The organism is Streptomyces sp. NPDC004838 (genome assembly GCF_053600955.1).
The window spans coordinates 25,875-49,798 of record NZ_JBSGAW010000045.1; the positions used below are offsets into that span (position 1 = coordinate 25,875).

Here is a 23,924-nt window from a genome sequence, read left to right on the forward strand (position 1 = left end):
CTCAGCCTTCCGTGCTCCGGGCGGACCGCCGCCGCGCGTCCCGCAGAGCCACCGAACCGCCTGCGATGGCCGCGACCAAGACGCCGCCGCCGATGACGACGTACGTCGCGAGACGGGCGTCGCGCTCCTGCGCGGTCTCACCCAGGCTGAGTTCGGCGGGGGTCGGGGCCTTGGCTTGGATGACGCCCTCGTCGGCGACCGGTCGCTCGATGGGCTTGTCGTCCTCCGTCAGGGCGCGTACGGGGTCGACGACTCCCCAGCCGACGAGGCGGTCGTGGCCGGGGGTCGAGCGCTCCGCGGTCTGCTGGATCTGGGCCACGATCTGGCTCGTCGACCAGTCCTTGTGCTTGGCCTTGAGCAGCGCGGCGACCCCGGCGACGTAAGGGGCGGAGAAGCTGGTGCCGTTGTCCGCGCAGTGGCCACCGCCGGGGACGGTGGTGATCACGTCGACGCCCGGAGCGGCGACCCCGACGAAGTCCCCTGACTGGGAGAACGCGGCGCGCTCGTTGTTGCGGTCGGACGAGGCGACCGCGAGGACGCCCTCGTACGACGCGGGATACGTCTTCTTGACGTTGCCGCCGAGACCGTCGTTGCCCGCGGAGGCGACGACCACGACCTTCTTGGCGATGGCCCTGTTCACGGCCTGCCTCAACTCGGGTGCCGGTTCGATCGCGTTGGCCGTGTCCTGGGAGATGTTGATGACTCCCGCACCCCTCTTGACCGCCTCGTCTATGGCGGTCGCGAGCGTCCCGGCGGTGCCACGCCCTTCGGCGTCGTTCTGCTTGATGGGGATGATCGTCGCCTTCGGGGCGAGTCCGACGAAGCCGGTGCCCTCCGCCGGGCGCGCGGCGATGATGCCGGCGACCTTGGTGCCGTGCCCGACCGTGTCGGTGGTGCCGTTGTCCGCACCTCGGTCGATCTTGTTGCCGTTCTCGTCCTTGGCGTCCTTCGGCAGCAGATTCACCCCGCTCTCGGCGTCCACGGCATCGGTGAGCTGCGGATTCCTGGTGTCGACGCCGGTGTCGATGACCGCGACCCGTACCCCTTCGCCGGTGGACCGCTTCCACAGTTCGTCCAGGAGTACGCGCTGAAGGGCCCAGGGGCGGCCCTTGTACTGCTTTCCCGGATAGTTGCACTGGGTCGTCTCGGCGGCGGCCGGGGCCAGGGGGAGGCCGATGAAGGTGATCGCGGCGGACGCCGCGACGGCGAGCGCACGCCGTCCGGTCGTGCCCGGACGCGCTGTACGCCGGCGGCTCGGGCGCAGACGTGCCGGGCGCAGACGTGCCGGGCGCATTCGGGCCGTACGCGGGCGGCTGCTGGTGTAGTTCTTCATTCCCCGGCCCTCACGAACCCTGCGGTTGGTTGGCCGAGCCGGTCGACAGCCGGGGGCCGGTCGGCAGGAAGGCGGACCAGGCCGCCGGGATCGGCAGCGGATCGACGCTCTTGTAGCCGAGCCGGTTCTGCGCCTGCTGCGCCTCCTGCTGCCGGGCCTGCTTCTCCTGCTCCGAACCGGAGTCGCCGATGCCGGAATCATCCGTCGCACTGTCGCTGTTGGACTGCATCGCGTAGCGCAGCCCGGTGTCGGTGACCAGGAACAAGAAACCGGTGTTCGTCGTGGAGCCCTTGTACTGGCGGAAGAGCTGGCCGGAGCCGGGAGTGACGTAGGCGCTGCTCGATCCAGTCGGCAGGGTCGCCGGGAAGTCGGTGCCCGCCCAGGTGCTGAGGGTGGTGGCTCCGCTGTCCTCGTCCACCTCGCGCAGGACGTTGCACACGGTGTTACGGCTTCCCTCCTCCAGACTCGCCGTGTTGACGGGCCTCGGAGCGTCCTCGGGCCAGTTCTTCTCCCGGCCGAACCCTTCGCCGGGCTGGAAGGCGGCGGCGCTGACGGACGTGGCCCGCCCCGCCTGGCCGAGCCCGATCAGCTCCCGGCTGTTGATCAGCAGCTTCGCCGTGAAGTCGGAGAGGGGGGCCACCCGGCCCTTGAGGACCACGTACTGCTGGTTCCTGGTCCCGTCCGTCGCCGTGAGGATCATGCCGACCTTGTTGACCGAGGGCTCCAGGCTTCCGGGGACGCCGGCGTCCTCGCCGGGCGTCCCCTGGATCGCGGGGAAGGAGATGGCGTCGCCCTTGTGGAGGGTGTCGAGCCAGGCGGCGGACACCCGCTGGGCGACCCGCCCCTGGCCGACCAGCTGACGGAGCAGCAGTTCGTCCTTCTCCACCGGATAAGCGGTTCCGCCGGCGTCGACGATGTACTGGACCCTGTCCGGGCCCTCCACGTACATGAGGTCACCGCCGCGCAGCCGCCTGGCGCCCTCGGTTTTCCTCTCGTCCCGTTCGGCGAACACGAACGCGGCCTTCTGGATGGCTCTGCCGCCCTCGCCGGGCCGCTCGCAGACCGCCCACCGCTTGGCGGATCCGGCTTCCTTGGCCGCGGGCAGCCGGTCGGGGGCATAGGGAATTCCGAGCGTCGCGCCGTGCGGGATCTTCCCCTTGTCGAGTTCCGACTCCGCGACGTTGATGACCTTCCCCTTGTCGGGATTGAGGAGAAGTTTCGCGGAGGACATGTTGAGAACGGGATGGAGCTGTTTCTTGCCATCCGTCTCCAGCACGACATATCGGGTGGTGGATTTGCTGGCGATAATGACGTTCTCACCGGGCTTGTCCCAGCCCTTGGGTGCTACGGGTTTGAACATTCCCCAGGCCCCGAACCCCGCGAGAATCACCACGCCGACGATCGCTCCGGGTACCACCGCACGCAGCGGACGAGGGGCGCCTTCTTCCGAACCGGTCGCGTTGGGCTGCAGGAACTGTGCGATCAGCCGTCGTTTCGCGAAGGTATAGGCGTTGAGTTCGTCCCGACGTGATGCCATCTGTCCGCTGTCCCTCTCCCCGCTGGGCGGCCAGGCTCCCCTGTTCACCGAATCGGCCTGCCGTCGTACCGGGCCCCTACTATGCCTTCTGACGGTGACGACTTACTGCTCCGGTAGGGTGATCGCCCGGTCAACGCCCATAGGAATTCGGCGATTACGGACACGAGGGGGCAACGCGGCGATGGGTTCGGCGACGCGCGCGCGTAATGGGCGGACTCCGGAGAGACGGCCACTGGCGAGAGGAACACACGGCGGCGGTTCTCCAAGGCAACGCGACGGCAGGGTCGACGGCCCCGCGCGTTCGGGACCGTCACCCGCCCCCGCGACGACCACCCTGCGCCCGCTCTCCCGTACCAGCCGTGTGGGCCCGTTCCAGTTGCGACAACTCGCCCTGGTGGAAGTGGCCCTCGCCCTCGCCGCGGTGGGCGCGGTGCTCGGCGGACTGTGGCTGATTCTCGCCGTTGCCGTCGCCTCCGTCCTTGTGCTCGTCGCGTTCATCAGACGACGCGGTCACGCCGTGCAGGACTGGCTGTCGACGGCGATGTCCCTCCGTTCGCGCACGCGCCGCGGAGCCGGTCCGGCCGCGCCTGACACCGATCCTTCGCTGGCCCCGGTGGTCGAGGGCGTGCCCGGACTCGGTCCGTACCCCTATGTCGACCGGAACCGGCGCACCGTCGGGATGCTGGGCGACGGCACCTTTCTGACGGCGGTCGTACGGGTCGAGGCCAGCGGCGCGGCACTGCGCCCCGCCTTCGGCTCGCGGGCCCTGCCGCTCTCCGTCCTCGGCGGGGCGCTGGAGGTCGACGACATCGTGCTGGAGTCCGTGCAGTTGGTGCAGCAGGTACGGTCCGCCCCCGCGCCGCATCTGCCCCAGCAGTCGGTGGCCCGGCTCTCGTACGCCCCGCTCCAGGAGCGGACGGGCGCCCCTGCCCTGCGGCTCACCTGGGTGGCGGTGAAACTCGACCCGGAACTGTGCCGGGAGGCCGTCGACGCGCGCGGCGGGGGGCTGGAGGGTGCGCAGCGCTGTCTCGTCCGGATCGCGGACCATGTGGCGAGCCGGGTCACCGGCGCCGGCTTCCAGGCCGCCGTGCTCGACCAGGACGACCTCAACTCCACCGTGGCCACGGCCGCCTGCGCGAGCCCCCGGCTGGCGGCCCGCGCGAGCCGCCCGGACGCCGCGCCGCAGCGCCGGACCAGCGAGACCCCGCGCGTCTGGCGCTGCGACGACCGCTGGCACACCACCTACGCGGTCGGCCGCTGGCCCGAGTTGGGGCGGGGGGCGGCCCCGCTACCCAAGGTGGTCTCGCTGCTCACCTCGGCCCCCGCGTACGCGACCACTTTCAGCCTCACCATGCGGCGGGGCGCACACCAGGGGGCGATGTCCATGGCCGGTCATGTCAGGGTCACCGGAGGCTCCGACACCGAACTCATCGGAGTGCGGCGGACGTTGGAGGAGGCGGCGAGAGCCGCGAAGGTGGGTCTGGTTCGGCTGGATCGTGAGCAGCTTCCCGGCGCGCTGGCGACCCTGCCGCTGGGCGGTGCCCGATGACGGCGCAGGCCGGAGCGGCCCGCCGCCTGCCGGGTCCGCGCCATGCCGGGCACACCCTGTCCACGGCCGATCTGGGCGCGCTGTCCCTTCCCGTCGGCGACGACGGCGTCGTGATCGGTGACGACGCGGAGGGCCGCCCGCTGATGGTCGGCTTCCACCGGTCCACTCCGTACGACGTCCTGCTGATCGGCGGGCTGTGGACGGCTCAGGTGCTGGCGCTGCGCGCGGCGGGCACGGGCGCGCGGGTCGCCGTGGAGACCGGGCGCGCCCAGGCGTGGACGGGGCTCGCGCAGGCGGCGGGCGCGGGGCTGGACTGCATCACGCTCCACGAGGTCGGGCGTGTCCCGCCGATGGGCGCGACGGTCGGCAGCCCGGTCGTGGTGATCCGGGACTGCGGTATGCGGCCTCCACGAGGTCGTGTGGTGTCGGCCCCCTGGCAGTCGGTGCTGACGCTGCTTCCGTATCTCAGCCCGGTGGCGCCCCGATTGCTGCGCGACGCCACCCTGGTCGGCGTCCAGCGGATCTCACCGGAGGAGTCCGAGCAGATCGGGCGCATACTCGGGCTCTCCCAGGCGGAGACCGGCGCGCTGCCGACGCTGGCCGACGGGGTCACCCTCTGGTGCGCCGGACGTGAGCGGCACTGGGTGATGACGAGCGGTACGGACGCGGAGACGGGCCTGCTGGGCGTCGCCCGCCGGATGGACTGACTCCACAACCGTGTTCGAACCCGGCGGAACCCGTTCGTACGCTGCGGTCTTCGGCGGATCTTCAGCTGATCTCCGGGGCCGGTTCGGCATAAAATCTCTCACCGGGCGGACCGGCGGGACAGCCGCGCGGTCCGCGGACCCGACCGTTCGACCGAAGGGGATTCTTTCACTCATGGGGAGCGCACAGGAGAAGGACGAGTTGTACGCCCTCGACATCTCTGACGTCGAGTGGCTCAGCGCGCCTGGCACGAGCGAGGACGAGGAGCGGGTCGAGATCGCCCATCTGCCCGGAGGGGCCGTCGCGATGCGCTCGTCTCTGGACCCCGACACCGTGCTGCGTTACACCGAGGCCGAGTGGCGGGCGTTCGTACTCGGGGCGCGGGACGGCGAGTTCGACCTGCGTTAGTGCCGTAGGCCGGCGGCAGGTGAACGTCCGCGGTCATGTCACTCGCCGTCGTACGCCGGTACGGCACGGGAAGTACCGACGGCGGGCTCGGAGGGGCGGGGGCGGCTGCTCGCACAGGGCGGTCCTCGTCCGCCGGGACCGGCCCCGCGCAGACCGAGACCGGATTGTTGGGCGATGTTCACCGAGCGGGCAGCGACCCTCATCCGGACGCTATTGCCGGGCAGTTGTACCGGTTTGCCCCGTCCGCTTCCCCACGGTCCGCCGCTCCCGGACCACTTGGGGAGCCTGGGGATGCACGGGAGAGTCCCCGACGGGGCATCGGCCCTGCCGGGCCCCCTTGTCGGCGATTAGGGTGGGATGAACAACGGCACAAGAACCTGCGGGGATGCCCGCCGCGTCCCCAGAGGGAGAGCCGGGCCGATCGGAAGACAGCGGTCGCCCCACCCACTACGGCACAAGGGTGCTCGACCACACCAGGAGGCACAGTGAACAGCGATCGGGACGAGATCCGCGGGGGATGGGACCTTCCCGCCGACGAGTCCGACGCGGAGCCCTCGGATGTGACGGGTGAGTTCACCATCGACTACACCCCGCCTGCCTGGTACACACAGAACGCGTCGGGGGACGCTCAGAGCGGTGGCGCGGGCGGAACGCCTCCTCCGCCGCCTCCGCACGGATCGCCCGTCGCGGTGCCGGGACTGCCGACGGGGAGCGGGTTCCAGCCGAACTGGGCGCAGGGGCCGGACGTTCCGGGTCCTCCCGGCGGTCCGGGAGCGTCGGCGGCCGATGACCGGACTCAGCGGCCGGGCACCGCGCCGGACGCTCAGGCACCGCAACCACTGGTGCCCGCGCCCGTCGCTCCTGCCGTTCCGGGATCCGCCGCTCCCGAGCCGAGCGCTACCGCTGTCCCTCCCGCTCCTGTTGCGGCCCGGGCGGACGAGCCCCCGTCGGAGCCGTTCGGCGGTGGCAGGCTGGAGAGCGGGGCGACCATGCGCTTCTCCCCCGCCGCGCTGAAGCGCGAGTTCGACGAGCGGGATGCCGCGGCCGGCCGCAAGGCGGAGGCGGCGGGAGCAGAAGCGGGAGCGGGAGCGGGAAGCACTGCGGATCCCGGGGGCTCGACGGCCACCGGCGGAGACGGTACGACCGCTCCCGCCGCCGCGGAGCCCGAAAGCCCGGTCGCGGGGACCGAGCCCGCCACCGCGACGCCAGAGGCCGGGACGTCCGAACCCTCCGGGGACGCCGGGGCGACCGGGACGTCCGAACTCTCCGAGGAAGCCGCAAACGCCGCGGCGGTCGACGACAGCGACGGCACTCCGGCTTCCGCCGTCCGTGTGCCTGCCCCCACCCCCGAGGCTTCCGTCGATCCCGAGGTCTCTCCGGGATCCCCTGACTCGACGGAGGCCGTAGGAACCGCGGAAGCGACTGCGCCGACGGCCGAGGGGGCCAGCGAGCCCGTACCCGTACCCGCCACTCACCAGGACCGGTCCCCCGCCACGGCCGACGAGCCGCAGGGCCCCGCAACCGCTCCGGCTCAGCCCTGGTCCCCCGCGGCTCCCGCGCAGGGCACGGGTCTGCCGGCACTGCCGCCCGCCTTCCAGCCGGCCGCGCCCGCGTCCACGCCGCAGTGGCCCGTATCCCCGCAGACCTCCGAGCAGTCCGTGCCCCCGCCGCCACCGGCACTCGGACACGGCGGCCCGCCCCCCGCGTCCGTCACGGCACAGCCCGGTTACGGATTCCCGCAGCCCGATCCGGCGCGGCCCGCACTCCCCCAGCAGCCCAACACCCCCGCACCCCAACCGGGTTACGGATTCCCCCACACCCCCCAGCCCGCACAGCCCAGCCCACAAGCCACGTACGGCTTCCCCCACCCCGGCACCAACCTGCCCGCACCTGTCGCACCCCCCGCGCCCGCACCCGGTCCCGAGCAGCAGGCACAGCAGCCCGGATACGGATTCCCGCAGCCCGACCCCGCGCAGCCCGCACTCCCCCAGCAGCCCAACACCCCCGCACCACAACCGGGTTACGGATTCCCCCACACCCCCCAGCCCGCACAGCCCGCGGCCCAGGACGGCTACGGCTTCCCCCACCCCGGCACCAACCTGCCCGCGCCCCAGACACCCAACCCGCCGGCGACGCCCCAGCTACCGGCGCAGCAGACGAATCCGCCGGCCCAGCAGCCTTCGGGCGGTGCCGGACCCGGTGCGGGGGGCCCGATGCCCCCCGCCGATCCGCGGGCCGGAAACGCCTGGCCGACGCCGGTCACGCACGACCAGCGTGAGCGCTCCGTGCCCGGAGCGCCGCTCGGGTACACCGCGGCGGTGGAGCTGTCCTCGGACCGGCTGCTGCGCAACAACAAGCCGAAGCCCAAGTCCAGCCGCAATCCCTCCGGCGCGTCCCGCTTCAAGCTGGGCGGCAAAAAGGAGGAGGCCGAGAGGCTGCGGAAGCTCGATCTGATCCGTACGCCGGTGCTGTCCTGCTACCGGATCGCGGTCATCAGCCTCAAGGGCGGCGTGGGCAAGACGACCACGACCACCGCACTGGGCTCGACCCTGGCCACCGAGCGGCAGGACAAGATCCTGGCGATCGACGCCAACCCGGACGCCGGCACGCTCGGCCGCCGGGTCCGGCGCGAGACGGGGGCCACGATCCGGGATCTGGTGCAGGCGATCCCGTATCTCAACTCGTACATGGACATCCGCCGCTTCACCTCGCAGGCCCCCTCGGGGCTGGAGATCATCGCCAACGATGTGGACCCGGCGGTCTCGACGGCGTTCAACGACGAGGACTACCGCCGTGCGATCGACGTCCTGGGACGGCAGTATCCGATCATCCTCACCGACTCGGGCACCGGGCTGCTCTACAGCGCGATGCGCGGGGTCCTGGATCTGGCCGATCAGCTGATCATCATCTCGACGCCGTCCGTGGACGGCGCGAGCAGCGCTTCCACCACGCTCGACTGGCTCTCCGCGCACGGATACGCGGAGCTGGTGCAGCGTTCGGTCACGGTGATCTCCGGCGTACGCGAGACCGGGAAGATGATCAAGGTGGACGATATCGTGGCGCACTTCCAGACGCGCTGCCGCGGTGTGGTCGTGGTGCCGTTCGACGAGCATCTGGCGGCCGGCGCCGAGGTCGATCTGGACATGATGCGGCCGAAGACGCGAGAGGCGTACTTCAATCTGTCCGCGATGATCGCCGAGGACTTCATCCGCGCTCAGCGGCAGCAGGGGCTGTGGACCGCGGACGGCAACCCTCCGCCGACCATGCCACCGCCGATGCCGGGCCAGCAGGGTCCCGCACAGCAGGGTCACCCCCCGTCCGGGCAGCCGGGTCAGTACGGACAGCAGGCACAGCCGGGGCAGCCCGGCCCACCGCAGTACGGGGCCCCGCAGGTGTATCCGCAGGTCGGCCGGCCCCAGCCGCCGTACGGCGGGCAGCAGCCTCCTCCGTACCAGCCCTACCCCCCTCAGACTCCCCCCTCGACACCCTCGGCCCCGGCGCAGGCAGAAGCGCAGGCTCACGGCTGGCCCCAGCAACCGCCCGCCCCCGCGCAGCACCCTCTGCCGCCGGCCGGTGCTCAGCACCCGTCTCAGCACCCGCACCCCGGATACCAGGGCCTGGCGGGTGATCCTCAGCAGCCCGAGTTGCAGGGCCCGGTCCCGCCCGGAGGCCGACCGCAGCAGCAGCCTCCGCAGTCGCCGCCGGCCTCTGGTCAGTAAGGCGGCGGGAAACCTGAACCACTGAGGGCCCACAGCGCCTCCACGCTGTGGGCCCTCAGTGCGTTGCCGCGACCCGCACACCGACGCCGTGGTTGATCTCAAGACGACCCGAGTGCCACTCCACGAGACGATCACGCGCACGGGGCGGCGTGCCTACAGGTCGCGGGGTCGCGTGCAGGGGGCTCCGCCCGTGAGCCCCTCTCGTCGAACGCCGGAGGGACCGGATCCGCCGCGACCGCTCAGGCCGACGCGGTCAGCTCACGGCACTTCTTGACGTCTTCCGACATCGTTTCCAGCAGGGCGTCGACCGAGTCGAACTTCTGCATGCCGCGGATGTAGGCGAGGAACTCGACGGCGACGTGCATCCCGTACAGATCGAGGTCCACGCGGTCGATCGCGTACGCCTCGACGGTACGTTCCGTACCGTCGAACTGGGGGTTCGTACCGACGGAGATGGCCGCGGGCATGCGCTCGCCGTCGGCCGTCAGCCAGCCCGCGTAGACGCCGTCCGCGGGGACCGCGGTGTGGGGCAGGGTCTCCAGGTTGGCGGTCGGGAAGCCGAGTTCGCGGCCTCGCTGCGCGCCGCGGACGACGACGCCCTCCACGCGGTGGGGGCGGCCGAGGATCTCGCCCGCGCCCTCGACGTCGCCGGAGGCGACCAGGCGGCGGGTGAGGGTGGAGGAGAAGGGTTCGCCGCCGCCCGCCTCGCCGGTGACGTACAGGTCGATGACCTCGACCTCGTAGTCGTAGGTCGCGCCCAGCTCCGTCAGGAAGCCGACATCGCCGGCGGCCTTGTGGCCGAAGCGGAAGTTGGGGCCTTCCACGACCAGCCGGGCGTGGAGCTTGTCGACGAGGACCTTGACGATGAAGTCGGCGGGCGAGAGCTTCGAGAACTCGGCGGTGAACGGCAGGATGAGCAGGGCGTCGACGCCCAGTTCCGCCATCAGCTCGGCGCGCCGGTGGTGCGGGGCGAGCAGGGGCGGATGGCTGCCGGGACGGACGACCTCGCTGGGGTGCGGGTCGAAGGTCACGACCACCGACGGCACGGACAGCTCCCGCGCCCGCTGCACCGCGCGTCCGATGATCAGCTGGTGCCCGCGGTGGACCCCGTCATAGGAGCCGATGGTGACGACGCTGCGCCCCCAGTCCTGGGGGATGTCCTCCAAGCCACGCCAGCGCTGCACTGTGACCGCTCCTCGCCCAAACCTCAGATACAGAAGACTGAATATTTTCGCAGGTCTAAGACTGCCATGCCCACGGCGGTCCGTTTGCATCGGCCTCAGTGCGACCGCACATCGAACGCGCCCCTTTTCACTCCCCTGATTCACTCCGCGCGCCCGCCCGATGGGGTGAATGTCGGGCGCGCGCTGGATAGACCCCTGCGGAGGGGGATCGTGGAACGGGCAGTGAGGCTGCCCGTTCCACGGTGAAGCCCGGTCCCGGCCCGGCTCCGGCCCGGCTCCAGCCCGGTCCCGGCCCGGCTCCGGCCCGGCTCCAGCCCAGTCCCGGCCCGGTCCCGGCCCGGTCCCGGCCCGGTCCTGGTTTCTGAGTTCTGGGCCCTCGTGCCGGGGCCCTCGCTCAGCCTCAGACGAAGACGGCGAGGCTCTTGGCCTTGCCTTTCTGCTCCTCCACCAGCGCCAGAAAGCGGCCCGCGGGATCGAAGACGGCGACCGGTGATCTGTCGTACGGCGGCATGTCCAGGCGTACGCCGTTGGCCAGCAGCCTGGCCCGCTGCACATCCACGTCCCAGCGCGGAAAGGCCGCCGCGGCGGCGTCCGCGATCGGCATGACGGTCAGCTCCTCCTGGAGCTGGTCGAGCGTTCTCGCCGCGTCCAGTCCGTACGGGCCGACACGGGTCCTGCGCAGCGCGGTCAGATGCCCGCCGACGCCGAGTCCGGCGCCGAGGTCACGGGCGAGGGCGCGGATGTACGTACCGGAGGAGCAGACCACCGAGACGATCAGGTCCACGACAGGGGTGCCTTCGCCGGAGCCCCCGTCCTCGGGGGACGGCGGGGCGACGGCCTCCCGTACGTCGTAGACCTGGAAGGACGAGACCCGTACCGGCCGGGCCGGGATCTCGAAGTCCTCGCCGCCGCGCACCCGCGCGTACGACCGCTTCCCGTCGATCTTGATGGCGCTGACCTTGGACGGCACCTGCATGATGTCGCCGGTCAGCGCCGCCACGCCGGCGTCGACGGCGTCGCGGGTGATGCCCGACGCGTCCGCGGAGGCGATGATCTCGCCCTCGGCGTCGTCCGTGACGGTCGTCTGGCCGAGGCGGATCGTGCCGAGATACTCCTTCTCGGTCAGCGCGAGATGGCCGAGGAGCTTGGTGGCCCGCTCGACGCCCAGCACCAGCACCCCCGTGGCCATGGGGTCGAGCGTGCCGGCATGGCCGACACGGCGGGTCCTGGCGATGCCGCGCATCTTGGCGACCACGTCGTGCGAAGTGAAGCCCGACGGCTTGTCCACGATGACAAGCCCGTCGGGCGTGGTGGTGTTCCGCTGTGTCATTCGGAGGCTTCGTCCTCGTCCTCCGGCTTGCGGTACGGGTCCGCCTCGCCGGCGTAGGCCGCTCCCGAGGACGCCTCGCGCACCTTGGCGTCCGAGGCCCGCGCCTTGTCCAGAAGGTCCTCGATCGTCCTCGCGTTCTCCGGGAGGGCGTCCGCCACGAAGGCGAGGGTGGGCGTGAACCGGGTCCCCGCCGCAGCGCCGACGGCGCTGCGCAGCACGCCCTTGGCGCTTTCGAGCCCGGCGGCGGCGCTCGCCCGGTCCTCGTCGTCGCCGTAGACCGTGTAGAAGACCGTGGCCTCCCGCAGATCGCCGGTGACGCGGGTGTCGGTGATGGTCACATGCGTGCCGAGTCGCGGGTCCTTGATGCCGCGCTGTAGCTTCTCGGCGACCACTTCCCTGATGAGGTCCGCCAGTTTCTTCGCCCGCGCGTTGTCGGCCACTGGTCCTTCTCCTTCATACCTGCTTGCCTTGCCATCAGTCTTCGTCGCTGTGGAGCCTGCGTCGAACCGAGAGCAGCTCCACTTCCGGCCGGCCCGCGACAAAACGCTCGCACCGGTCCAGTACATCCCTGAGATGTGCCGAGTCGCCCGACACCACCGCCAGGCCGATCTCGGTCCTGCGATAGAGCTCCTGGGCCCCCGTCTCCGCCACGCTCACCGCGAATTTCCGCTGGAGCTCGGCGACGATCGGGCGGACCACGGAACGCTTCTCCTTCAGCGACCGTACGTCGCCGAGAAGCAGGTCGAAGGAGAGAGTCCCCACGTACATGGATGTGTCCGGATGTCCCGCCGGTTCGGGTTCAAGGGCCCTGCCAGTGCTTGGCGGGTACTCCGAGAACCGTACACGCAGCGGCCGGGGCCGATCGACGGAGTTTCCCCGCCGACCGGCCCCGGCCGACCCTGCGTGATCAGCCGCGCGGCTTCTCGCGCATCTCGTACGTCGCGATGACGTCGTCGATCTTGATGTCGTTGAAGTTTCCGAGGTTGATACCGCCCTCGAAGCCTTCGCGGATCTCGGTGACGTCGTCCTTGAAGCGGCGCAGACCCTCGATGTTGAGGTTCTCCGCGATGACCTTCCCGTCGCGCAGCAGGCGGGCCTTCGTGTTCCGCTTGACCTCGCCGGAGCGGATGAGCACACCGGCGATGTTGCCGAGCTTGGACGAGCGGAAGACCTCGCGGATCTCCGCGGTGCCCAGCTCGACCTCTTCGTACTCCGGCTTGAGCATGCCCTTGAGGGCCGCCTCGATCTCCTCGATGGCCTGGTAGATCACCGAGTAGTAGCGGACGTCGACGCCTTCGCGCTCCGCCATCTGCGCGGCACGGCCGGCCGCACGGACGTTGAAGCCGATGACGATGGCGTCGGAGCCCATCGCCAGGTCGATGTCGGACTCGGTGACCGCACCCACACCACGGTGGAGGATACGGATGTCGACCTCTTCGCCCACGTCGAGTTGGAGCAGCGAGGACTCCAGAGCCTCCACGGAACCGGACGCGTCGCCCTTGATGATGATGTTGAGGTCCTGCACCAGGCCGGCCTTGAGCACCTTGTCGAGGTCCTCCAGGGACACCCGGCGGGTGCGCTTGGCGAACGCGGCGTTGCGCTCACGGGCGGCACGCTTCTCGGCGATCTGACGGGCCGTACGGTCCTCGTCGACGACCAGGAAGTTGTCGCCCGCGCCCGGGACGTTGGTGAGACCGAGGACGAGGACCGGGGTCGAGGGACCCGCCTCCTCCACGTTCTCGCCCTTGTCGTCGAGCATCGCGCGGACCCGGCCGTACGCGTCGCCGGCGACCATCGTGTCACCGACGCGGAGCGTTCCGCGCTGGACCAGGACGGTCGCGACGGCGCCGCGGCCTCGGTCGAGGTGGGCCTCGATCGCGATGCCCTGCGCGTCCTGCTCCGGGTTGGCCCGCAGGTCGAGCGAGGCGTCGGCGGTGAGGACCACGGCCTCCAGCAGGGAGTCGATGTGCAGCCCCTGCTTGGCGGAGATGTCGACGAACATGGTGTCGCCGCCGTACTCCTCGGCCACCAGACCGAACTCGGTGAGCTGTCCGCGCACCTTCGTCGGGTCGGCGCCCTCGACGTCGATCTTGTTGACCGCGACCACGATCGGCACATCGGCCGCCTTGGCGTGGTTCAGCGCCTCGATCGTCTGGGGCATCACACCGTCGTTGGCCGCCACCACGAGGATCGCGATGTCGGTCGACTTGGCGCCACGGGCACGCATGGCGGTGAACGCCTCGTGACCGGGGGTGTCGATGAAGGTGATACGGCGGTCCTCGCCGTTGACCTCGGTCGCGACCTGGTAGGCGCCGATGTGCTGGGTGATGCCGCCGGCCTCGCCCGCGACGACGTTCGTCTTGCGGATCGCGTCGAGGAGCCGGGTCTTGCCGTGGTCGACGTGACCCATGACGGTCACGACCGGCGGACGGGACACGAGGAACTCCTCGCCGCCCTCGTCCTCGCCGAACTCGATGTCGAAGGACTCGAGAAGCTCGCGGTCCTCCTCCTCCGGGCTGACGATCTGGACCTGGTAGTTCATCTCCTGGGCCAGGACGACGAGCGTCTCGTCGGAGACGGACTGGGTCGCGGTGACCATCTCGCCGAGGTTCATCATGACCGCGACGAGCGACGCCGGGTTGGCGTTGATCTTCTCCGCGAAGTCGGTGAGGGACGCACCGCGCGACAGGCGAATGGTCTCGCCGTTGCCGCGAGGCAGCATCACGCCGCCGACCGACGGGGCCTGCATGGCCTCGTACTCCTGGCGCCTCTGCCGCTTCGACTTGCGGCCACGACGGGCCGGGCCGCCGGGACGGCCGAACGCGCCCTGTGTGCCACCACGGCCACCGGGGCCGCCGGGACGACCGCCGAAGCCGGGACGACCGCCGAAGCCGCCGCCACCGCCGCCGCCGGGGCCACCGCCACCGGGACGACCGGCGAAGCCGCCGCCACCACCGGGACGACCGCCGCCGCCACCGCCACCGGGACGGCCGGCGAAGCCGCCGCCACCACCGGGACGACCGGCACCGGCACCGCCGGGACGACCGCCGCCGCCGGGACCGCGTCCGCCACCGCCGCCGGGGCCACCGCCGGGGCGGGGACCGGCGGCAGGACGCTGCGGCATCATGCCGGGGTTCGGGCGGTTGCCCGCCGGGGAGCCGCCGGGGCCGCCGGAACGGGGGGCCTGCGGACGGGGCATGCCGCCGGGCGTGGGACGGGCACCGCCCTGACCCTGCGGACGCGGGGCGCCGCCAGGGCCACCCTGCGGACGCGGGGCACCGGGAGCGCCGCCGGGACGCGGGGCGCCGCCGTGGCCGCCCTGCGGGCGCGGGGCCTGCGGGCGCGCCATTCCGGTGGAGCCACCGGAGGTGAAGGGGTTGTTGCCCGGACGGGGTCCGGCCGGACGGTTGCCACCGGGACGGGGGCCACCCTGGCCGGGCGCGGGACGCGCCGGGCGGTCGCCGCCGCGGCCACCCTCACGGGCGCCGCCGTCACGCTGGCCGCCGGCCGGAGCCGGACGGGTGGGACGCGGGCCGGGAGTGGAGGGCCGAGGGGGCTGCGAGGCCGCGGGCTGGGCCGGAGCCGGGGCGGAGAACTCCGCCGCGGGGACCGGCGTCGTGGGCGCGGGCCGTGCGGGGGTGGGCTTGGGACCCGGACGGGGGCCCGGAGCCGGCGCACCGGGGGCGGCGCTCTCCGGAGCCGCGGCGGCGACCGGCCTGGGGGCCGGGGCACCGGGCTTGGGAGCACCCGGACGGGGCGCGGCCGGGGACGGCGCGCCGGGGGTGGGGCCGCCCGCACGGGGGGCGGCGGGGGACGGCGCGGCCTTACGAGGCGCGCCGGGCTTGGCAGCGGGCTTGCCGGCGGTGCCGGGGCCCTGCAAAGCGTCAGTCAATTTGCGCACAACCGGCGCCTCGATCGTCGAGGACGCCGAACGGACGAATTCACCGAGTTCTTGGAGCTTGGCCATGACGACCTTGCTCTCCACGCCGAACTCCTTGGCGAGCTCGTATACCCGGACCTTAGCCACTTCGCTCCTTTGAGGTCCGGTTACCGCCGGACCGTCGCTACTTCATGGGCGTACTCATCGCGTACTCATCGAGTGCTCATCGCAATCTCGACCTACTTCCAACTCGCGAGGTACCTGACCGCACGGGATCCCGTGCCGTACTTCTTCTTACGGTGTTTCTTCTTACGGTGCTTCCTGCGCTGTCTCCTGCATGTGATGCCGCACTCCGGCCGTGTCGAGCGGTCCCTTGGCCCTGAAGGCCCGCGGGAACGCCCGGCGTCGTACCGCCAGATCGAGACAGACCACGGCGGGGTGTACATAGGCACCCCGGCCGGGCAGCGTACCGCGATCATCGGGGACGCACTCATTCCCGATCCTCACGATGCGCAGCAGATCGTCCTTGGCCGCTCGCTCCCGGCAACCCACACAAGTCCGTACAGGGCATACGCCGACGTGCGTCCGGCCAGACACGGTTAAGTCTACCTCCCCGTAGCGACCTCACCCGTTTGGGGTAAAAATCGAACACTTGTTGTCTTGATCCTGATCGGGAACCCGGCCTGATTCCGGGGTCCCGATCAGGACGCCGGTCGGCGGCCGGCCCGGATCCCGGGGGCTCAGCCGGAGTCCCGCTCCGGCTCCTGGTCGGCGCTCTGCTCCGTGTCGGGGCGGATGTCGATGCGCCAGCCGGTGAGACGGGCGGCGAGGCGGGCGTTCTGGCCCTCCTTGCCGATCGCCAGCGACAGCTGGTAGTCGGGCACGGTCACCCGTGCGGAGCGGGCGCCGAGGTCGACGATCTCGACCTTGCTGACGCGGGCCGGGGAGAGCGCGTTCGCGACCATGTCGGCCGGGTCGTCCGACCAGTCGACGATGTCGATCTTCTCGCCGTGCAGCTCGGCCATGACATTGCGCACCCGGCCGCCCATGGGCCCGATGCAGGCGCCCTTGGCGTTGAGGCCCGAGCGGGTAGAACGGACCGCGATCTTGGTGCGGTGTCCGGCCTCGCGGGCGATGGCGGCGATCTCGACGCTGCCGTCGGCGATCTCCGGAACCTCGAGCGCGAAGAGCTTCTTCACCAGGTTGGGGTGGGTCCGGGAGAGGGTCACGGACGGCCCCCGCACGCCCTTGGCCACCCGGACGACATAGGTCCGCAGCCGCAGGCCGTGGGTGTACTCCTCGCCGGGCACCTGCTCCTGCACCGGCAGGATCGCCTCCAGCTTGTCGTCCAGCCTGACGAGGACGTTCTTCGGGTCCTTGCCCTGCTGCACCTGGCCGGCGACGACATCCCCCTCACGGCGGGCGTACTCGCCGAAGGTGACGTCGTTCTCGGCGTCCCGCAGCCGCTGCTGGATGACCTGACGGGCGGTGGTGGCGGCGATACGGCCGAAGTCCGTGGGCGTGTCGTCGAACTCCTTGGGCTCCTGGCCCTCCGCCACGTCCGCGGGGTCCTCCTTGGCCCAGACGGTCACATGGCCGGTGTCGCGGCTGAGCACCACGCGGGCGTGACGCCTGCTGCCCGCGGTCCGGTGGTACGCGATGAGGAGGGCCGACTCGATCGCCTCGACCAGCAGATCGAAGGGGATCTCCTTCTCCTGTGCCAAGCCCTTCAGGAGCTTTACGTCGATGTCCACGGCTACGCCTCCTCTTCTTTCTTCTGCTTGTCCTGTGGGTCCTTGCGGCTGAACTCGATCTCCACCCGGGCCCTGGCGATCTCGTCGAAGGCGATACGGCGCGCGGTGGCCTTGCGCCCCTTCACACCGGGAACTTCGAGGTCGAGTCCCGTGTCGTCCACGGTGAGGATGCGCGCCACGAGTTCTCCGGACCCGGCCGCGCCGGGCTCGCGCAGCCGGAACCGCACCAGCCGCCCGACGGCACGTGTGTAGTGGCGGTGCTCGGTGAGGGGCCGGTCGGCTCCGGGCGAGCCGACTTCGAGTACGTACTCGCCCTCGCCCATCGCGTCGGTCTCGTCCAGCTTCACGGAGATCGCGCGGCTCAGCTCGGCGCAGGCGTCCAGGGTGGCTCCGGCGTCGGAGTCCACGACGATCCTGAGCTGGCGGCGACGTCCGGCGCGGGACACCTCGATCTCCTCCAGATCCAGGCCCGCGGCGCTGACGAGCGGTTCCAGCAGCCCGCGCAGCCTCTCGCTCTGGGTGGTGCTCATCCGGGTGACTCCTCGGCCGCGTGTGCTGTTGTGGGATCGTCGCGTGTCAGATCAAAGGGTATCCGGTCCCAGAGGGTGTTGCCGTCCACCCGCGAGGGACCCACAGGTACGCTCGCCTGCGGCGATGATCACCGAGAGTCCGAGGGAGAGAACACGTGGCGCGCACGGGGACGACACGAAGACGCGCGCTCGTGGTGACGGGTGCGGTGACGGCGGGGGCGCTGACGGGTTGCGCCGGTGACGGACGCCGGTCCCCAGACGGTGACGGCGACGGTGACGGGGGGTCCGCCGACGTGTTGCTGCGGAAACGGTTGGCCGAGTCGAGCGGCTCGCTGCGGGACCAGTACGACGCCGTGATCGCGGCCCATCCGGCGCTGGAGGGGCGGCTGGCCCCGCTGCGGACCTCGGTCGCGGACCATGTCGCCGCGCTCGGAGGGTCCGTACGCGTCACCCGGCCGGCGTCGGTTCCGGTTCCGGCGGGGGCGGACGTCGCGCTGAAGCAGCTGGCCCTGGCCGAACGGCAGACCGCCGACGCGTACACCGCCGCCCTCGCCGACGCGCAGCCGGAGCTGGCCCGGCTGCTGGCGTCGGTCGCGGCGGCGGGCGCGGCGCACGCGTATCTGCTGACCGGGCCCGAGGCCGTGGACGGAGGCGCACGATGAGTACGGGAACACCGGGAACACCGACCTCCGGTGCTGCCAGGGCCACCGGGAAGGCGCTGACCGCCGTCCAGGCCGCGCTGGCGGCGGAGCATGCGGCGGTGTACGGGTACGGGGTCGTCGGCGCGCGGACCGGGACGGCGCGGGAGGCCGAGGCGACGGCCGCGTACGGAGCGCACCGCGCCCGCCGGGACGCCCTGGCGCGGACGGTCCGCGATCTGGGCGGGCGGCCGGTGGCGGCGGCCCCCGCGTACGCGCTGCCGTTCCCCGTGCCGGACGCGGCGGCGGCCGTGCGGCTCGCGGTGTTCCTGGAGGACCGGGTCGCGGGCGTCTACTCCGATCTCGTACGGGACGCCGAGGGGCCGCTGCGGAAGGAGGCGGCGGTGGCGCTGCGCGAGGCGGCGGTCAGGGCCGTGCGGTGGCGGGGCAGCGGCGTAGCCTTTCCTGGGCTCGTCGAGCGGGCGGCCGTCGGGCCGACGACCGGTGGATGACAGAGGGAGTCGCGGACCCATGGATGTTGAAGCGCCCCGGCGTCTGGTGCGGGCGCTCGGCGAGAGCGGGGGCGACGGCTGGCTCGACCGGCTGCCCGAACTCGCCAAGGAGGCGGTGTCCCGGCAGGGCCTCGACGTCGAACGGGTGATGGAGCCGGGCGGCCGGAGCAGTCTGGTCCTCCTCGTACGCCTGGGTGACGGCACCCCAGCGACGCTGAAGCTCGCGCCCCCGGCCGCCGCGCTCGGGCTGGAACGGGCGGCGCTGGAGCACTGGGACGGCTGGGGCGCGGTCCGTGCGCTGGCCCCTGTCGCCGGTGACTCGCTTCTTCTGGAGCGGCTGCACCCCGAGGTGTCCCTGCGGTCCCTGCCGGAGGCGAAGGCGCTCCTGGAGGCGGCGGGGACGGTACGCCGGCTCTGGGTCGAGCCGCCGCCGGGCCATGGCTTCGAAACGGTCGCGGAACGGACGGCGCGGCAGGCGGAGGCGATGCGGGAGGTGAGCGAGCCCCTGGTGTCCTCGGCGCTCGCCGCGCGCGAGGAGCTGACCGCCGCGCCCGCCGAGGTGTTCCTCCTCCACGGCAACTTCCGCCAGGGGAAGGTCCTGGCCGCCGACCGCGCGCCCTGGCTGGCGGTGGGCCCCGAGCCCCTCGTCGGCGAACGCGCCTACGATCTCGCGCGCCTCGTCCGCGACCGGGTCGAGGATCTGGTCGCCACTGCCTCGGGCGCGTCCGCGACCCGTCGCCGGGTGACCAGGCTGGCGGCCTCCCTGGAGGTCGACGCCGACCGGCTGCGGGGCTGGACGCTGTTCCGCGCGGTGGAATCCGCGACGAGGGCCATCCGGGCGGGCCGGGTACGGGAGGCGGAGCCGGGCCTGGAGTTCGCCTCCTGGCTGTAGCGCGCGCTCGGGATCCCGGCAGGAGACCTGAACCCCCGGCCCCGTCCCCGAGAGCGGTGGACGGGCCGGAGGCGTGGGCGCGGCTACGCCTGGAGACGGGCGACGGCCTCGTCCACCGGGAGTTCCTCACGGGCGCCGGTGCGGCGGTCCTTCAGTTCCACGATGCCTTCCGCGGAGCGGCGGCCCGCCACCAGGATCTTCGGGACCCCGATGAGTTCGGCGTCGGTGAACTTGACGCCCGGAGAGACTCCGGGGCGCTCGTCGACCAGGACGCGCAGGCCGGCCGCGGCCAGCTTGTCGGCGACCTCGAGGGCCAGCTCCGTCTGGAGCGCCTTGCCCGCGGCGACGACGTGGACGTCGGCGGGGGCGATCTCGCGGGGCCAGCACAGGCCCTGCTCATCGGCCGTCTGTTCGGCGAGGGCAGCCACCGCGCGGGAGACGCCGACGCCGTAGGAGCCCATGGTGACGCGCTGGGGCTTGCCGTTCTGGCCGAGGACGTCGAGCTGGAAGGCGTCGGCGTACTTGCGGCCCAGCTGGAAGATGTGGCCGATCTCGATCGCGCGGTCGAGCTTGAGCCCCGTACCGCACTGGGGGCAGTGGTCGCCGTCCTCGACCACGACGACGTCGACGTACTGGTCGACCTCGAAGTCACGGCCCGCGACGACGTTCTTCGCGTGGACGCCCTCCTTGTTGGCGCCGGTGATCCAGGAGGTGCCGGCGGCGACGCGCGGGTCGGCGAGGTAGCGGACCTTCTCCAGGCCCTGGGGTCCGACATAGCCGCGGACCAGGTCGGGACGGCCGGTGAAGTCCTCGGCGGTGACCAGTTCGACCTCGGCGGGGGCGAGGTGGTCGGCGAGCTTGCCGAGGTCGACCTCCCGGTGGCCGGGGACGCCGACGGCGACGATCTCGCCGTCCACCTTGACGAGGAGGTTCTTCAGCGTGGCGGAGGCGGGGACGCCCAGGTACTGGGCGAGGGTCTCGATGGTCGGGGTGTCGGGGGTGTCCACTTCCTCGACCGCCGGATGGTCGGCCGCGGCGGCCGGCTCGCCGGTGAAGGTCACGGCCTCGGTGTTCGCCGCGTAATCGCAGGAGGTGCAGTGGACGAAGGTGTCCTCGCCCGCCGCGGCCGGGGCCAGGAACTCCTCGGAGGCCGAGCCGCCCATCGCCCCGGACACCGCCGACACGATGCGGTGGTCGAGTCCGAGCCGCTGGAAGATCTTGATGTACGCCTCGCGGTGCAGCGCGTACGACTGGGCCAGGCCCTCGTCCGTGGTGTCGAAGGAGTACGAGTCCTTCATCAGGAACTCGCGGCTGCGCAGGATGCCCGAGCGGGGACGCGCCTCGTCGCGGTACTTCGTCTGGATCTGGTAGAGGAGCACCGGCAGGTCCTTGTAGGACGTGCACTGGTCCTTGACGATGAGGGTGAAGATCTCCTCGTGAGTGGGGCCGAGCAGATAGTCCGCGCCCTTGCGGTCCTTGAGGCGGAACAGCTCCGCGCCGTACTCGTTCCAGCGCCCGGTCGCCTCGTACGGCTCCTTGGGCAGCAGCGCCGGCAGGAGGACCTCCTGCGCGCCGATCGCGTCCATCTCCTCGCGTACCACGCGGGTGACGTTCTCCAGGACCTGCTTGCCGAGCGGCAGCCAGGACCAGATGCCCGCGGCGTTGCGCCGTACGTATCCCGCGCGGACGAGCAGTTTGTGGCTGAGGGTCTCCGCGTCCGCCGGGTCGTCGCGCAGTGTCTTGACCATCAGACGGGACATGCGCTGGACCTGGGCTGCCATGGGAAGTCTCCTGCGTGACGAAAGAGTGATGTGCAGGAGGTTAGCCGGGGGGTGCGGATGGGTGGAAATCAGCTCCCGCGCGGCAGGGGCAGCGGGGCGCCCATCACGGCGTACGGACTGGCCGCGCTGGGGAAGTGGACCTGCCGGGCGAGGTCCCGGTAGCCGAGTGCGCGGTAGAGGGCGCGGGCCGGGGACTCGATGTCGATGGCGGAGAGGATGGAGCGCGGCTGGTCCACGGCGTCGGTGATGGTGGTGATCAGCGAACGGCCGATGCCCCGGCCCTGGAATCGGGGGTGGACATGGAGTTCCGTGATGACGAAGGAGTCGTCGAGCCAGCCGTCGTCGCCGGTGCGGCGCAGATACGGTTCCACCACGGTGGACCACCAGTGCGTGCGGTCGTTGGGCATCCCGTAGACGAAGCCGACGAGCCTGCCCTCGGGCGTCAGCGCGCCGACCGACCGCGCGCCGGGCTGGCGGAGGTGGCGGTGGACGATGTGGCGCCGCACGTCGATCTCGTCCCGTGTGAGCCCGAAGGCGAGGGCCTGCACCGTGAGGGCTTCGTCGACCCGCGTGGAGAGATCGACCGGCTCGATCACGACATCGGGGATCCGGGGTGAGCCGCCGGGAAGTGCTGCCATGCGCGAACCCTACTGGCCGCCGCTCAAGCGCTGGACGGCGCACGGGTCCGGGCCGGCGGGACGCGCGGTACCGGCGCGGATTCGCCCGTGCCGGGGTGTCCGTGATGTCGGTGATATCTGCGATGTCGGCGCTCTCTGCGGGGTCGCGCTCGCGCCGGGACGCCCGGAACCGTCCGCGCTGAACCGTCCGCCCTGAACCGTCCGCGCAGAGGAGGAGGCTCAGAATCAGAAGAGAACGCTCATGAACGCGCCGACCTCGCGGAAGCCCACCCTTCGGTACGCGGCCCTCGCGGCGGTGTTGTAGTCGTTCACGTACAGGCTGACGACAGGGGCGACATCCGCGAGGGCGTACCGCAGGACCGCCGCCATCCCGGTCTCGGAGAGCCCTCGGCCGCGGAATTCCGGGTCCACCCAGACACCTTGAATCTGGCAGGCCCGGTTGGTCGCCGCGCCGATCTCGGCCTTGAAGACGACTCGCCCGTCGTCGATACGGGCGAACGAGCGGCCCGAGCCGACGAGTTCGGCGACCCGTGCCTGGTAGAGCAGCCCCCCGTCGCCGGCCATCGGAGAGACCCCGACCTCCTCGGTGAACATGGCCACGCACGCGGGCATGATCACCTCCATCTCCTCCTTGCGGATCCGGCGGACGTACGGATCGGGCTCGATGTCGTCGGGCAGGCTCTCGGTCACCATCAGGGGCTGGTGGGGGCGTACGTCCCTCGCGGGACCCCAGCTCGGTTCGAGCAGTCGCCAGAGCTGGGCGGTGGGCTCCGCCGGGCCGACGATGGACGAGCAGCGGCGGCCGGCTCTGCGCGCCCGGTCCGCGAAGGCGCGGATGGCTTCGGAGGTGGCGCAGACGGGGACGAGATTGGCTCCGGAGTAGCAGAGCGAGCGCAGCCGTCCCTCCGAGTACCAGCCCCACATCTCGCCGCCGAGACGCCAGGGATCGAGTCCGGCGACCTGGACGCGGGACGTGATAAAAGCATTCGCCACGGGCTCGCTCTCCAGGACGGCGAGCGCTGCGCCGAGGTCACTGGGTTCGAGGACCCGGGTGGTGGTCTGCGTCAACACGAGGGGGCCTCACCGTACGGTCTGCTGATCTCCGCACTGTACCTGGCAGGTGCGGCGGGTGCCGAGTGGAGCGAAGGGGGCCGTTCTCCGAGGTCGGGTGGTCGCGGGGGACGGAGTCCCGGTGCCGGAGTGCTCTCCGCGGCGACGGCGCGGGCCATCGGGGCCGTGCCCGAAGGGCGGGGAGAGGGCGGCGCGGAGATACGGGGTGTGGAGCCGGGCGCGGGCGAAGCCGACGGCAGGGAGCGGCGGGACGGACTCAGGCCCCGCGCTCGGAACGTGTGCGGGGCCTGGCGAACAGGTTCAGGGGTTGGAGTCAGGGGGCCGGATTCAGCTGACGGAGACCTCGGGCTCGCCGGAGGGGATGCCGTCCTTCTCCATCTGTTCGGCGATCTTCATCGCCTCCTCGATCAGGGTCTCCACGATCTTCGACTCCGGCACGGTCTTGATGACCTCGCCCTTCACG

General features: G+C 71.6%; 20 protein-coding genes and 1 pseudogene. 7 read left to right on the forward strand and 14 right to left on the reverse strand.

All coding sequences use genetic code 11. The annotated features are described in order from the left end of the window. Position 1: 1 nt before the first annotated feature. Together mycP and eccB are read right to left on the reverse strand one after the other, a co-directional pair. Positions 2 to 1,294: a type VII secretion-associated serine protease mycosin gene (mycP, locus tag ACWEFL_RS33905; protein ID WP_451720501.1), complete on the reverse strand. Its 1,293-nt coding sequence runs from the start codon at positions 1,292 to 1,294 to the stop codon at positions 2 to 4. Between the two features lie 49 nt (positions 1,295 to 1,343). Beyond that, positions 1,344 to 2,870, reverse strand: a complete 1,527-nt coding sequence (gene eccB, locus ACWEFL_RS33910) for a type VII secretion protein EccB (protein WP_451720445.1) — start codon at positions 2,868 to 2,870, stop codon at positions 1,344 to 1,346. A gap of 181 nt (positions 2,871 to 3,051) precedes the next feature. Between eccB and eccE the strand changes: the two genes are divergently transcribed. The 4 genes from eccE to ACWEFL_RS33930 all read left to right on the forward strand — a co-directional run bounded on the left by eccE (position 3,052) and on the right by ACWEFL_RS33930 (position 9,251). Continuing rightward, on the forward strand, positions 3,052 to 4,419 hold the full coding sequence (eccE, locus tag ACWEFL_RS33915; protein WP_451720447.1) for a type VII secretion protein EccE: 1,368 nt from the start codon (positions 3,052 to 3,054) through the stop codon (positions 4,417 to 4,419). Then, positions 4,416 to 5,126: a hypothetical protein gene (locus ACWEFL_RS33920; RefSeq protein WP_451720450.1), complete on the forward strand. Its 711-nt coding sequence runs from the start codon at positions 4,416 to 4,418 to the stop codon at positions 5,124 to 5,126. The genes eccE and ACWEFL_RS33920 overlap by 4 nt, the downstream gene beginning before the upstream one ends. A 172-nt stretch (positions 5,127 to 5,298) precedes the next feature. Beyond that, complete coding sequence (locus ACWEFL_RS33925) at positions 5,299 to 5,532, forward strand: DUF397 domain-containing protein (protein ID WP_451720453.1); 234 nt, start codon at positions 5,299 to 5,301, stop codon at positions 5,530 to 5,532. 485 nt (positions 5,533 to 6,017) lie between these two features. Further along, a complete protein-coding gene (locus ACWEFL_RS33930; protein WP_451720456.1) occupies positions 6,018 to 9,251 on the forward strand; it encodes an SCO5717 family growth-regulating ATPase in 3,234 nt (1,077 codons plus the stop codon). 239 nt (positions 9,252 to 9,490) lie between these two features. Here the strand turns inward: ACWEFL_RS33930 and ACWEFL_RS33935 are convergent, their stop codons facing one another. From ACWEFL_RS33935 to rimP, 8 genes are all read right to left on the reverse strand, one after another. After that, on the reverse strand, positions 9,491 to 10,435 hold the full coding sequence (locus ACWEFL_RS33935; protein ID WP_451720459.1) for a bifunctional riboflavin kinase/FAD synthetase: 945 nt from the start codon (positions 10,433 to 10,435) through the stop codon (positions 9,491 to 9,493). 400 nt (positions 10,436 to 10,835) lie between these two features. Further along, positions 10,836 to 11,765 carry a tRNA pseudouridine(55) synthase TruB gene (truB, locus tag ACWEFL_RS33940; RefSeq protein ID WP_451720462.1) on the reverse strand — a complete coding sequence of 310 codons (930 nt, stop codon included), beginning with the start codon at positions 11,763 to 11,765 and terminating at the stop codon, positions 10,836 to 10,838. Further along, entirely contained in the window at positions 11,762 to 12,205 is a 444-nt protein-coding gene (gene rbfA, locus ACWEFL_RS33945) for a 30S ribosome-binding factor RbfA (RefSeq protein WP_451720465.1), read from the reverse strand. The genes truB and rbfA overlap by 4 nt, the downstream gene beginning before the upstream one ends. A 34-nt stretch (positions 12,206 to 12,239) precedes the next feature. After that, entirely contained in the window at positions 12,240 to 12,533 is a 294-nt protein-coding gene (locus ACWEFL_RS33950) for a DUF503 domain-containing protein (RefSeq protein WP_451720467.1), read from the reverse strand. Positions 12,534 to 12,672: 139 nt separating this feature from the next. After that, entirely contained in the window at positions 12,673 to 15,792 is a 3,120-nt protein-coding gene (gene infB / locus ACWEFL_RS33955) for a translation initiation factor IF-2 (protein ID WP_451720470.1), read from the reverse strand. Positions 15,793 to 15,954: 162 nt separating this feature from the next. Further along, positions 15,955 to 16,242 carry a YlxR family protein gene (locus ACWEFL_RS33960; RefSeq protein WP_451720473.1) on the reverse strand — a complete coding sequence of 96 codons (288 nt, stop codon included), beginning with the start codon at positions 16,240 to 16,242 and terminating at the stop codon, positions 15,955 to 15,957. Positions 16,243 to 16,385: 143 nt separating this feature from the next. After that, positions 16,386 to 17,399: a transcription termination factor NusA gene (gene nusA / locus ACWEFL_RS33965; RefSeq protein WP_451720475.1), complete on the reverse strand. Its 1,014-nt coding sequence runs from the start codon at positions 17,397 to 17,399 to the stop codon at positions 16,386 to 16,388. Between the two features lie 2 nt (positions 17,400 to 17,401). Further along, positions 17,402 to 17,929: a ribosome maturation factor RimP gene (rimP, locus tag ACWEFL_RS33970; RefSeq protein WP_451720478.1), complete on the reverse strand. Its 528-nt coding sequence runs from the start codon at positions 17,927 to 17,929 to the stop codon at positions 17,402 to 17,404. Positions 17,930 to 18,222: 293 nt separating this feature from the next. Here rimP and ACWEFL_RS33975 point away from each other — a divergent pair, with 293 nt between their 5' ends. Genes ACWEFL_RS33975 through ACWEFL_RS33985 form a run of 3 tightly spaced genes read left to right on the forward strand, consistent with a single transcriptional unit; the run spans position 18,223 to position 19,971 of the window. Then, positions 18,223 to 18,591, forward strand: a complete 369-nt coding sequence (locus ACWEFL_RS33975; protein ID WP_451720481.1) for a hypothetical protein — start codon at positions 18,223 to 18,225, stop codon at positions 18,589 to 18,591. Further along, positions 18,588 to 19,079 (forward strand): ferritin-like domain-containing protein, encoded by a 492-nt coding sequence (locus tag ACWEFL_RS33980; RefSeq protein ID WP_451720484.1) that lies wholly within the window; start codon positions 18,588 to 18,590, stop codon positions 19,077 to 19,079. The genes ACWEFL_RS33975 and ACWEFL_RS33980 overlap by 4 nt, the downstream gene beginning before the upstream one ends. Before the next feature lie 19 nt (positions 19,080 to 19,098). Continuing rightward, on the forward strand, positions 19,099 to 19,971 hold the full coding sequence (locus ACWEFL_RS33985; RefSeq protein WP_451720487.1) for an aminoglycoside phosphotransferase family protein: 873 nt from the start codon (positions 19,099 to 19,101) through the stop codon (positions 19,969 to 19,971). Positions 19,972 to 20,054: 83 nt separating this feature from the next. Here ACWEFL_RS33985 and ACWEFL_RS33990 read toward each other — a convergent pair whose 3' ends face one another. From ACWEFL_RS33990 to ACWEFL_RS34005, 4 genes and pseudogenes are all read right to left on the reverse strand, one after another. Further along, entirely contained in the window at positions 20,055 to 21,752 is a 1,698-nt protein-coding gene (locus ACWEFL_RS33990; protein ID WP_451720490.1) for a proline--tRNA ligase, read from the reverse strand. Between the two features lie 68 nt (positions 21,753 to 21,820). Further along, positions 21,821 to 22,390 (reverse strand): GNAT family N-acetyltransferase, encoded by a 570-nt coding sequence (locus tag ACWEFL_RS33995; RefSeq protein WP_451720493.1) that lies wholly within the window; start codon positions 22,388 to 22,390, stop codon positions 21,821 to 21,823. A gap of 225 nt (positions 22,391 to 22,615) precedes the next feature. Further along, the gene (locus ACWEFL_RS34000) at positions 22,616 to 23,458 is read right to left on the reverse strand and encodes a GNAT family N-acetyltransferase (RefSeq protein ID WP_451720496.1); all 843 of its coding nucleotides are present in this window, start codon (positions 23,456 to 23,458) and stop codon (positions 22,616 to 22,618) included. Between the two features lie 330 nt (positions 23,459 to 23,788). Beyond that, positions 23,789 to 23,924, reverse strand: a pseudogene (locus ACWEFL_RS34005) (flavodoxin-dependent (E)-4-hydroxy-3-methylbut-2-enyl-diphosphate synthase); the annotation flags it as partial.

Bases quoted from the DNA above. Each gene is read 5' to 3' on its own strand.
- mycP (WP_451720501.1), bottom strand. From the start codon at position 1,294: ATGCGCCCGGCACGTCTGCGCCCGGCACGTCTGCGCCCGAGCCGCCGG.
- eccB (WP_451720445.1), bottom strand. From the start codon at position 2,870: ATGGCATCACGTCGGGACGAACTCAACGCCTATACCTTCGCGAAACGA.
- eccE (WP_451720447.1), top strand. From the start codon at position 3,052: ATGGGTTCGGCGACGCGCGCGCGTAATGGGCGGACTCCGGAGAGACGG.
- ACWEFL_RS33920 (WP_451720450.1), top strand. From the start codon at position 4,416: ATGACGGCGCAGGCCGGAGCGGCCCGCCGCCTGCCGGGTCCGCGCCAT.
- ACWEFL_RS33925 (WP_451720453.1), top strand. From the start codon at position 5,299: ATGGGGAGCGCACAGGAGAAGGACGAGTTGTACGCCCTCGACATCTCT.
- truB (WP_451720462.1), bottom strand. From the start codon at position 11,765: ATGACACAGCGGAACACCACCACGCCCGACGGGCTTGTCATCGTGGAC.
- ACWEFL_RS33950 (WP_451720467.1), bottom strand. From the start codon at position 12,533: ATGTACGTGGGGACTCTCTCCTTCGACCTGCTTCTCGGCGACGTACGG.
- rimP (WP_451720478.1), bottom strand. From the start codon at position 17,929: ATGAGCACCACCCAGAGCGAGAGGCTGCGCGGGCTGCTGGAACCGCTC.
- ACWEFL_RS33980 (WP_451720484.1), top strand. From the start codon at position 18,588: ATGAGTACGGGAACACCGGGAACACCGACCTCCGGTGCTGCCAGGGCC.
- ACWEFL_RS33985 (WP_451720487.1), top strand. From the start codon at position 19,099: ATGGATGTTGAAGCGCCCCGGCGTCTGGTGCGGGCGCTCGGCGAGAGC.
- ACWEFL_RS33990 (WP_451720490.1), bottom strand. From the start codon at position 21,752: ATGGCAGCCCAGGTCCAGCGCATGTCCCGTCTGATGGTCAAGACACTG.
- ACWEFL_RS33995 (WP_451720493.1), bottom strand. From the start codon at position 22,390: ATGGCAGCACTTCCCGGCGGCTCACCCCGGATCCCCGATGTCGTGATC.